This is a genomic window from Planctomycetia bacterium (assembly GCA_034440135.1).
GTDB lineage: Bacteria > Planctomycetota > Planctomycetia > Pirellulales > JALHLM01 > JALHLM01.
On sequence record JAWXBP010000513.1, the window covers coordinates 1 to 10,808 of the forward strand.

The 10,808-nt window shown below is 61.4% G+C and carries 7 protein-coding genes; 2 read left to right on the forward strand and 5 right to left on the reverse strand.

Annotation, left to right across the window (positions count from 1 at the left end; all coding sequences use genetic code 11):
* Nucleotides 1-271: 271 nt before the first annotated feature.
* From SGJ19_28915 to SGJ19_28930, 4 genes are all read right to left on the reverse strand, one after another.
* Nucleotides 272-1,618, reverse strand: coding sequence for a PQQ-binding-like beta-propeller repeat protein (locus tag SGJ19_28915; GenBank protein ID MDZ4784287.1), 1,347 nt, complete (start codon nt 1,616-1,618; stop codon nt 272-274).
* Nucleotides 1,619-1,957: 339 nt separating this feature from the next.
* A complete protein-coding gene (locus SGJ19_28920) occupies nt 1,958-3,313 on the reverse strand; it encodes a Gfo/Idh/MocA family oxidoreductase (GenBank protein MDZ4784288.1) in 1,356 nt (451 codons plus the stop codon).
* 204 nt (nt 3,314-3,517) lie between these two features.
* Complete coding sequence (locus SGJ19_28925; protein MDZ4784289.1) at nt 3,518-4,879, reverse strand: hypothetical protein; 1,362 nt, start codon at nt 4,877-4,879, stop codon at nt 3,518-3,520.
* Nucleotides 4,864-6,228 carry a cobalamin-dependent protein gene (locus tag SGJ19_28930; GenBank protein MDZ4784290.1) on the reverse strand — a complete coding sequence of 455 codons (1,365 nt, stop codon included), beginning with the start codon at nt 6,226-6,228 and terminating at the stop codon, nt 4,864-4,866. Before SGJ19_28930 ends, SGJ19_28925 begins: the two co-directional genes overlap by 16 nt.
* A 317-nt stretch (nt 6,229-6,545) precedes the next feature.
* Here SGJ19_28930 and SGJ19_28935 point away from each other — a divergent pair, with 317 nt between their 5' ends.
* On the forward strand, nt 6,546-8,369 hold the full coding sequence (locus SGJ19_28935; protein ID MDZ4784291.1) for a PQQ-binding-like beta-propeller repeat protein: 1,824 nt from the start codon (nt 6,546-6,548) through the stop codon (nt 8,367-8,369).
* 163 nt (nt 8,370-8,532) lie between these two features.
* Here SGJ19_28935 and SGJ19_28940 read toward each other — a convergent pair whose 3' ends face one another.
* Nucleotides 8,533-9,552 carry an extracellular solute-binding protein gene (locus tag SGJ19_28940; GenBank protein ID MDZ4784292.1) on the reverse strand — a complete coding sequence of 340 codons (1,020 nt, stop codon included), beginning with the start codon at nt 9,550-9,552 and terminating at the stop codon, nt 8,533-8,535.
* Between the two features lie 354 nt (nt 9,553-9,906).
* On the opposite strand from SGJ19_28940, the gene SGJ19_28945 reads away from it, so the two are divergent.
* Nucleotides 9,907-10,629: a gamma-glutamyl-gamma-aminobutyrate hydrolase family protein gene (locus SGJ19_28945; GenBank protein ID MDZ4784293.1), complete on the forward strand. Its 723-nt coding sequence runs from the start codon at nt 9,907-9,909 to the stop codon at nt 10,627-10,629.
* Nucleotides 10,630-10,808 lie beyond the last annotated feature (179 nt).

Here is a 10,808-nt window from a genome sequence, read left to right on the forward strand (position 1 = left end):
AAGGCACGAAAGTCTTGTCGAGTATTGGATTGCGCTGGAAGTGCCAAAGGGACGTCGGCTAGGCGATCTGCCTTCAAATGGCCACCGCAAGTTTGCCAAACATCCCAAACTTTCGTGCCTTTCGTGTTTTTCGTGGTTCCTTCCGAGATGTGTAGATACCAATGGTCTCCCGACCGTGCCACTCGACCGACCGAAGGTCTCCCGAACTGGCTCCAGCGCCTCGCCATCAATGGCACGGTCGGGAGACCGTGCCATAACGCGCGTGTGTCCGTTAACGACTCGCCCCCACCGTATTCCTAAAGCAATACACGCGGGCCGCTGTGCGAATCAGCAGTTTATCCCCCACGATCGCCGGCGTGGCCATGCACATGTCGTCTTCGGCCAGGTCGTTGGTGTGAAGCAACTCGAATTCCGGGCCGGCCTTGACGACGAAGGTTTTGCCGTCTTCGTTGAGGCAGAAGATCTTGCCGCCGTAAGCCCAAGGGGACGAAGTGAACGCCTGGCCTTCCGGTAAGCGTTGCTTGTCGTAGACCATCGCGCCGGTGTGCGCGTCGTAGCAGGTGAGGAACCCGCGATCGAGCAGGGCGTACAGCAGGTCGCCGTAGATGATCGTCGTTGGGTTATACGGAGCGGCGTCTTTCTGGCACCACGCGATGTGATCGTTGCTGGTCGCGTCGTCGGCCAATGAGATATCGCCACTCGCGCCGGGCTTGATCGCGAACAGCGGCTTCTTGGGGTCGAGCACGTAGCCGGAGCTGACATAGAGCAGGCCGTGTTTCGAGTAAGGCGTGGCAATGGTGATGCTCGACATGCCGCCCAACTCGTAGAGCAGTTCGCCGTTGAGATCGTAGGAGCGAACCTTGTTGGTGCCGGGCGTGATCAATTCCGTGCGGACGTCGTTTTCCCAGATATACGGCGTGGCCCAGTTGCTTTTTTCGTCGCGATCGACGCGCCAGATTGGAGCGCCGGTTTTCGCGTCGAGGCATTCCAAGTACGAGGCTTCTTCGTTGTCGTTGACGACGTACAGGCGTCCTTGATGCAAGGCTGGCGATGCGGCTGTGCCCCAGCCGAGGCGATATTTGTGTACTGGTAACTCATGTCGCCAAAGCTCGTTGCCTTCCAGGTCGAAACAGAAGATGCCGACGTTGCCGAACATCGCGTAGACGCGCTCACCATCGGTGACCGGCGTCTCGGAGGCGAAGCTGTTCTTCAAGTGAATCGAGCTTTGCGGTTGGCCTTCGTGAACTTGCCGTTCCCAGAGGATTTCGCCGCTGGCGAGATCAAGGCAATACACCTTCCATTGATGCGGCGCTTGCGGCGGCTCCGGGCGATCGCCGCCGAAGTAGAGGCCTTTCTTGGGGGCTTCCGACTCGCCGGTGTTCACCACCGTCGTCAGGAACACGCGATTTCCCCACACGACGGGCGACGACCAACCGCGGCCGGGCAGGTCGGTTTTCCAGAGTACGTTTTCCGTGGTGGACCAAGTGTCGGGGAGTTGCGCGTCGTCGCGCTCATCGACGCCTAACGCCAGCGGCCCGCGGAGTTGCGGCCAATTCTCGGCAGCGTTGGCTGTCGGGAGAACGACGAGGGAGAGCAGGAGTGGAAGGAGATATCGCATGGGTGGGGCGTTCTTAAGCGAGGTGGTTTTGTAGGCGGAAGTGTAAACGGGGATTCACCACGGAGAGCACGGAGGACACGGAAGGGGAGGAGTTTGAAGTTTTCAGTGTTCAGTTTTCAGTGGGAGTGAGACGGGTGGAAGGGCGGGCGGCGCGCGGGTCGGGTGCTTTGAGTTGTTGAATGTTGGCAATGGAACGGCAGTCGCAGTTGATTTCGGTTAGGCCCGTCGAGCAGCGCAAGTGTCAATCGAATCCAACTGAAAACTGAACACGGAAAACTTCAAACTCTCCTCTCCTCCCCCCTCCGTGTTCTCCGTGCCCTCCATGGTGAATCCTCCGCATCAGTCCAACGTCCAAGGCTCACGGTATTTCCGGCTGAGCATCGCCGTGGCTTCTGCGTCATCGAAGATTGTCTCCTGCGCCGGGTCCCAGCGCAAACTTTCGCGGCCGAGGCGCATGGCGATGTTGCCGAGGTGGCAGATGGTGATCGAGCGATGCGCCGTTTCCACCGGGGCGACGCATTCCGTCCGCGTCAGAACTCCGTCGATGAAGTTGCGGAAGTGGTCGTCGCTTTTGTAGAGGTGGATTTCGTTCGGGCCGATGACCGTGTCGAGCAGCTTTTTCGGTTCCGCGTCGTGTTCGCCGCGGTTCGCCCAGACTTTGCCTTCGGTGCCTTCCCAGGTGACGCCGGAACGTTCCTTGTCGGAGAGGATCAGCTTTACGCCGTCAGCGTAGATGGCTTCGAAATAAAACTCCGTCGCGGTGTTCCAGAGCGGGTCGGGCGGGAAGACGCCTTTCGCCGCGCGGATTTCGACGGGCCCCGTGGCGTCCGTGCCCAGGCCCCATTGCGCGCAGTCGGGATGATGCCCGCCCCAGTCGGTGACCATGCCGCCGGAGTAATCGTAGATCCAACGAAAATTCACGTGGCAGCGCGCGGGCGCGTACGGCGCCTCCGGCGCGGGGCCGAGCCAGCGGTCGTATTCGAATCCGTCCGGCACCGGCGCGGTTTGCTTCTGATCGCCGGTCTTGGCGAAATCGACGCGTCCGGCCGGCAGCCCGACGCGGACGGTATGCACCTTGCCGATGCGGCCGTTGCGGACCAGTTCGCAGGCGCGGCGAAAGTTGCTGTCGGAACGTTGCTGGCTGCCGGTCTGAAAGATGACGTTGTGCTGTTTGACCGCGTCGCTCATTCGGCGACCTTCGACGATCGTCAGCGACAGTGGCTTCTGGCAATAAATGTCCTTCTTCGCCCGCGCCGCCGCGATGACCGGAATCGCGTGCCAATGATCGGGCGTGCAAATCTCCACGGCGTCGACGTCGTCGCGGCCAAGCACTTCACGGAAATCGACGTAGGCGTCGCAGCCTTTGTATGTGCCGGACGCCTTGTCCGCGGCGTAATGCTCCTCGACCAACTGCTTCGCCGGCTCCCGCCCGCCGAGCTTGCCGTCCCAGTAACCGAGACTCCCACGATTCACATCGCACACGGCGACGAGCTGCACGCGCTCATCCGGTAGAAAGCTGCGCAGATCATTGAAGCCCTGGTTCCCGGTGCCGATCATCGCCACGTTGACGCGGTTACTCGGCGCAACACGCCCCCGGCCAAGCGCCGAGGCGGGGATGATGATAGGGAAACCGAACGCGGCAGCGGTGACGGCGGTGGTTTTGAGGAATTGGCGGCGGGACGGGCGCGTGGACATGGCGGAAGGCTCGGTGAGTGGGCGAGATCGCGGATGCTGACAATATAACCTGCGCGCCTGGTTGTGGCATCCTTGTTGTGGCACGGTCTCCCGACCGTGCCACGTCGGGACTGGTGCTTTCGGAAAGGGAGACCTTCGGTCGGGCCGGTGGCATGGTCGGGAGACCATGCCACAACGTATCGCCTTGGCGCGCGAGAGAAACAATCAATCGTGTTGCTCTGGCGACGGCTCTTTCAGCAGGTCCTCGCCGGGGAGGGATTGGAGGAGGCGTTTGAATTTTTCGGCGATCGCGATCTGATCTACTGTTGAATCTGACGCCCATTTAATGTATCGACGCATGTCGGGTGCGGCTTCGCGAATGACACGATCGCGCTCTGGGTGCAGGTCGAGATAAACCGAATGTGCTCGGAAGTCACCTTCGTGCCCATCCCCTGGATACCACTGAAACGAAGCGTCGGCGAATCGCTCTTCGGCGATCGACCAATAGACGTCTTTGACCCAGCCTGCGACGGGCTCAGTTGAAATCGCTGTGAGCACATCTCCAAAGTCTGGCTCGTAGTTCCGCTTTTCCCAGTACGGCGGAGGCGACCAACCTGGCGGAAAATCGACTCGCTGACGCTCTGACATCATTGCGAGCCCGTGTCGCAGGTTACCGTAAATTAGTTCGCGCTCCACTTCGTATCGCAAAAACTGCTCCCGTTGCGTAAAGGGAAGAATCCCGGCCCACGCGACGATCGAGCATGCTGAGAGCATCCAAGCGGAGCGATGAACGTTGCGTGGTTGGCCTCGTTTCCGAGGCATGGTCCATGCGTCCCCCTGCGCGCTAAAGCAGCTTGTTGCAATGGCAAACAACACGGGCCAGAGCAGGACGCTAAAGCAACAAGACATCCCCGAAATGCCAGCGTTCAACTGCTCAAGCGCGTTGTGATGCACGCCTCCCATGACTTGGAACACCGGTTGCGGAATTGTGAATGACGCGACCAGCACGACCGTATCCGCGAACAGCAGCACCAGACACAGCACAAGTCCAAACGGCGCGGAGAACATGATGGACGCGGCGCGCGAGATGAGGAGAACGCGCCACACGGAAACGAACGCGAGAAACCAATAGTTGGTCACGGCGGCGTCGTAGGGCGACAGGAATCGCTCGACGGGGATCGCATAGAGCCAGGCCAGCGGCGCGGTCATCCAGTAGAGGGTGAGGAACGTCGGATACAATCCCCAGAAGCGGCGTAGTGGAGGGCGGTCGGCGAGGGTCGCGATCACATCATTGTCCGGTGACGATGGAATGGCGACCGGCCGAATGGAAACGTTCTTGCTGAGCGCCGCTCCATAAAGCAGCGCGTATAGAAGAAACGACGTTAGGAGCGACGCGGCGACCGGAATCAACAGGTACCACGGCTCATGCAGCAGGCTCTCCGCGTCGTACTCGCGGGCGAAGCCGGCCGAGATGACAAAGATCAATCCGAGCCACAAGGCGCGCGGGCATTCAATCAACGACTGAATCGCTTGCCTATCGCCGGATAGGTAGCGCAGGATTGTCGTCGCGCTTACGGCGTCTGGCATGGATGAGTTCCTGCTTCTACTGGCAACTTGTTGCTGCGCGACTTGCTTCTGAGGGCACGGCCTTTGCGCCAGACGTCGCGGCGAATGCAGTTCCGGCGTTGTGTCGCCGCATTACTGAAGACTGCGCGCAAAACATCACGGAACACTTGTTCCAGCTCTTCGACGGACATCCTATCCGGGCGGTAGGTGACGTCGAAGAGCGTATAGTGCGACCAGTCGCGATCTTCGAGCAATCGACCTTGATCCGACAGGCGGCGGCGCAGTTGCGTGCCAGGGAAAGGGGTTTGGAGGGTAATTTGAATATCGGCAAAAGGGCTCGTGAGCAAGAAATCAACGAGTCGATCGATCGACGCCCTCGTTTCCCCATCCGCGCCGAGTATGAAGCAGCCGTTGACGGCCACGCCGGCTGCCTGAATGCGTTCGACGGATGCTAGCACTCGGTCTAACTCGGCTTGTTTTTGTCCCATTCCGGGATAGCGGAACACCAACGACTCGACGCCCATCAGAACTTGCAGGCAGCCGGATCGAGCGAGCCCCGCTAGCACGTCCGGTCGCTCGCCGATGCGCCAATCCGCTTCCGTGAAGTAGCGGGCGCCGCTGCGTTCCAGCACGTCGAACAACTCTTCCGGCGGGCGAGTTCCGGCGAACGTGTTGTCGTCGGCCAATTCTATTGCCGGACGCGGCGACAGGCGGCCAATGGCCTGCAATTCCTCATCAATGCGCTCGGCGGGCTTCTCGACAAATCCGCCAAGCAGCCGGCTGGCCGCGCAGAAATCGCAAGCCAGCGGGCAACCTCGCTGAGTTTGCAACGTGTAGCGTGACACATCGTGCGACAGCAAGTCAAAGCGCGGTGTCGACCAGGCGATCGGGGCAGGCCGTTTTCGCGCATCGTAGACTTTGCACAGGTGACCTGTGCGGGCATCCGACAATACTTCGTGCCAAACGGATTCGGCGGACCCGACGACGACCGCATCGCAGAATCGAGCTGCTTCATCCGGCATGGCCGTGGCGTGCAAACCACCGATGACCGTCGGCACGCCCGTGGAGCGCAATTGTTCGCTCAGGCGGTAGGCATCGAGCACTGAGGCGGCGAGTGCGGAAATGGCGACCAGGTCGGGGCGGTTGGTTAGGATACGATCGACGGCATCTTGATTAATTGTGTCGAGCGGAAGATAGTCGCAGGTCCAATCTTGCGGCAACATTCCGGCGAGCGTTAGCAGTCCCAGCGCCGGTAGTTGGCCGATGGCCCGCGCGCGATCTTGCAGGCCCGGCAGGGACATGCCGAGTTCCAGCATTTCCGCTTCGCGGACGCGAAAGCCGACGAGTGGTACAAAGGTGACGTGGGGCACGCGCAATACCGCAGCTTGGCGATGGACTTCTCTTTATCATAGGCGAAATGGCAGCGGGGCGCGCCATGCCGAAGTTCACCGTTTTTCTGCTTCCAGCCTTGCACATTGCACAATATTCTGACGCCGCTGGCGAATCTCCTGCGCGGGTGCGATAATTCGCCGCAACCACGTCGGCGCGGTTAAGCCCAGGGAAGGCCTCCGATAACCACTAGCGATCGTGACGTCGTCGATGGCCTTCCCTGGGCTTGGCGGTTTGGCCGGGGGGGCGCGGGCGCGACGTCTTCTTGTCTTCTCATTTCGCTCACATTGCTCTTCGCATGAAAAATCGGCTTCACTCCCGGCTCACCGTGATGCTCTGGACCGTCATTGCCGTTAGCTGGTCATCGTTAGCGTTCGCCGCGGCGCCGGAGGCGGCGGATTGGCCGATGTATAACCGCGACGTGGCTGGCTGGCGGTTCAATGCGGCGGAGCAGACGTTGTCGCCAGCCAATGTCGGCGGGCTCGTCGAAAAGTGGCGGTTTCCGGCCGAGGGTTCTGGGCAGTTAGTGGGCGTGGTGCATGCCACTCCGAGCGTCGTGAATGGTTGCGTGTATTTCGGCACGGCGACCGAGGCGACGTTCTATGCGCTGCGGCCGGATGGGACGCTCAAGTGGTCGTATCGCAATCCGGCGTATCCGCCGATCAAGTCGGGGGACGAGGGGGGCGGCGCGGCGAACGGCGTGGTCGACAAGTTGAAGTTCCGCGGGTCGGATCAGGCGATCATGACGTCCGCGCTGGTGACTGAGGACGCGGTGTATTTCGGCGATCTGGGCGGATGGATTTATGCGCTGGATCGCGAGACCGGGGCTGAGCGGTGGAAGGTGAATACGCGAGCGGAGGGTTTTCCCGGGGCGCATCCGTTGAACTGGATTTTCGCTTCGCCGATTCTGGCCGACGGCAAAATCCTGCTGGGGGGCGGAGCGTTGGAGCAGTTGATCGCCGGGTCGGCGTTCTACAAGGGCAGCAGTGGGCGCGGATTTGTTGTGGCGCTCGATCCCGCCGATGGGCACGTCGTGTGGAAGTACGACGTCGGGCCGAAGCCGGAGAAACTTGATCCGCCGATCGTGATGAAGGACTCCTGGGGCGAGCACAAGTTTTACTTCGGGCCTGGCACGAGCTCGATCTGGAGCTCGCCGTCGTTCGACGCGGAGTCGGGTACGATTTATTTCGGCAGCGACGTAAACACTGCGCCGCGGAAGCCGACCGATGACAACCCGGCGCTGCATACGCGGGAATCGTGCGCGGTGATTGCGCTCGACGTGAAAACCGGCGGCGAGAAATGGGTGACGCAGATCAATCCCGGCGACGTCTGGACGAACTCGATGCGGTCGTACAATCCCGAGGAGGGGCGCTATAAGGATCAATCGATCGGCGATACGCCCAAGGTGTTGACGATCGATGTCGATGGAAAGCAGACGAAGATCGTCGGGGCGGGTTGCAAGAACGGCGGGTTCTATGTGTTCCGCGCGGAGAACGGGGAACTGCTCGCGCAGACGCCGCTCTATCTGGGGCCGCCAACTTATCCGCTGACGCCGACGCCGGATCCGCGCGTGTTGGCGCTGCCGAGCGCGATCGGCGGGTTGCAATCGGGCTGCGCGACGGATGGAACGTCGATCTTCACCAATGGCATCGACACGATTCGGCTTGGCTCGCAGGAAACGCCGGCGGCCAGCGGCGCGCCGCCGACCGGCGGGCGCGTGACCGCCGTGAGCGCGGACTTGTCGCAAGAGCTATGGCGGCATGAACGGCCGAAGGTGGCGAAAATCGGCGGGCCTGCGCCGAAGCCGAGTTATACAAACGTGGGCGACCCAGTGGCGTCGGGAATTGCGATCGCGAACGGCGTGGCGTACTTCACGACCGTGGCGAGCGGCAAGCTGGTCGCGGTGGATGCCGCGAGCGGAGAACTGTTGAAGGAAATCGAGATCGGTCCTGTGTGGAGCGGACCGTCGGTGTCGCGCGGGCGGGTGTATGTGGGTTCGGGGAATACGCTGTTCTCGCCGGGAGATTACGAGTCGTTCTTCCCGAAGCAATACACCGGGGCGATTTATTCGTTTGGTTTGCCGGGCGAGGATGAGGTGGACAAGCTCGTGGCGGGTAAGTGACGGCTGGGCCTTGCGTGGGGATTCACCATGGAGGGGAGGAAGTTTTCAGTTTTCAGTTTTCAGTCGTTCAAGTATGCGTCTTCACTGAAAACTGAACACTGAAAACTTCAATCTCTTCTCCGTGTTCTCCGTGATCTCCGTGGTGAAAGACCGGAACAGCGTCTTATTCCGCTGTCGCGAATTCATCCCGGATGAACGTTGCTGCGTTGTCCCATTGTTTGACGGCGGCGGCGAAGTCGACGGGCATGGCTTTGACGGTGCGCGGGGTTTCCACGCGAGGCTTGGTGGTGACCGCGGGGTTGAGCGGGATCTGCGCGCTGTGGCTTTCGGCGAGTTTAGCTTCGATGTCCGGTGCGAGTAGGTAATCGACGAGCCTGCGCGCGTTTTCCGGATGCGGGCAGTTTTTGATGATGGCCAGCGTGTTGGGGATGAACAGTGTACCGAGCTGGTCCGGCTCGCGGTCAGGATAGACAATCGCTACGGGTTGACCGGCTTCGAGTTCGCTGATGGCGTCGTCGGTGTCGGTGAAGCCGAACGCGAGTTGACCGGCCGCGACCGCCTGGGCGACGTGCTTGTTGCCGGCCATGATTTGGACGTCGTTGGCCTTGAGATCACGGAAGTATTGTTTGGCTTCTTCGTCGCCAAGCAGCGCGAACAAGCAAGCCGCGTGCGTGGCCGTGGTGCCGAACAGCGGCTTGGCGATGCCGACGCGGCCTTTCCATTTCGCGTCGGCGAGATCGCGATATGAGGTCGGTCGGTCGCCCTCTGGCGCCAGGTCGGCGTTGACGATCAACACGCGGGCTCGCGCGGCGAAGCCATGCCAGGTTCCGTTGGGCGAGCGCCACATTTCCGGATAACTCTCCGCTGACGGCGAGCGGTAGACCTCCAGCAGGCCTTGTTCTTCAAGACGCAGCGTGTTGAGGATCTCGTTGTTCCAGAAGACGTCGCAACGCGGCGCGGCCTGTTCGGCGATGATCGCCTGCGCGAGGCCGACCGACTTGGTGCTCTCGGTATCGAATTTGGCGAGCGCCGTGAGCCCGGCGGTGTTAGTGAATTCGTCGAGAATCGATTCCGAGAAGACCGAATCGAGCGACGTGTAAACGACGACCTCGTTGCTATCGCCCGCCGAGTTCGTGCAACCAGCGAGGGCAGCCAGGCCGACAATGGCAAACCAGGGCTTCATGGAGATACTCGTTCGACAGATGTTGCGGACAGCGCACTCATCATACGCAACGCAAGCAGGGCGAACAGCGTTGCCATCGACGGCGACATGTTCAAGCCCAGGGAAGGCCACCAACGTCGTGGGCGGCAAGATCGACTGCGAGGGCCTTCCCTGGGCTTAGCGACGTGGCGTCGCGTGGCGAGGACGCGCGCGCGAACCCAGGTGTTCCGTAACGCTCTTGTAGATCGGAAGCGTCGGGGCGCCAGCCGGCGCCGCGCTTCTGCGGTGGTTCGGACCTTGCGGGAATGTGGTTCCCTGGCGACGATGTAGCGTCACGCTGGCTCCCTATTGGATTCCTGGGAGGAAGAAGTCCCGATGAAACCGCTGATTGGTCTGACGACCTACGGCCGGAACGATTTCGATGAAGACACGCCCCGTTTTTGTACGCCGGCGGCCTATTGCGACGCCGTCGCCCGGGCGGGCGGCGTTCCCGTGCTGATTCCGCCCTGCCAGCCCGATTTCGAGACGCTCTCCGCGCGATTCGACGGGTTCGTGCTGATCGGCGGCGGCGACGTCGACCCCAGCCACTACGGCGGCAAAACACACGAAACCATCTACATGACCGACGCCGAGCGGGACGGCTGGGAACTGGAATTCGCCCGGCGGCTGTCGCAGGGCGATCTGCCGGCGCTCTGCATCTGCCGCGGCTGCCAGGTCTTGAACGTGGCGCTCGGCGGAACGCTGATTGAACATTTGCCGGACGAGGTCGGCGACGAACTGGCGCACCGCGCCCCGCCGCGGAAGCCAACGGAACACGCCGTGAACATTGAGCCAGGTTCGAAGCTGGCGGGCCTGGTCGGCGGCACCGTTTGCAACACGGTCTCCTGGCACCATCAGGCGGTCCGCGACGCTGCGCCGGGCCTGAAGGTAGTCGCCCGCGCAGCGGACGGCACCATCGAAGCGGTCGAACTGCCGAATCACCCGTTCATGGTGGCGGTGCAATGGCACCCAGAGTTGTCCGCCGAGCGCGACCCAGTGCAGCAAGGCCTGTTCGATCGCTTGATTGAAGCTGCGCGACAACGGACGGTAAGGAAGTAGCATTCCAAAGACGTCCCAGCGCCGAAGGGGCGACAGGCAATAGCCAGCGTTGCAAACCGCTGGAACTGCGGGTAGCTAAGAAAAAAAAGCCCCACCGGGGCACCACAAATTCCTCAAAAGCCGTTTCCAGGGGTTGGCACCCCTGGCTATTTTCTGTCGCCCCTCACGGGGCTGAGAAC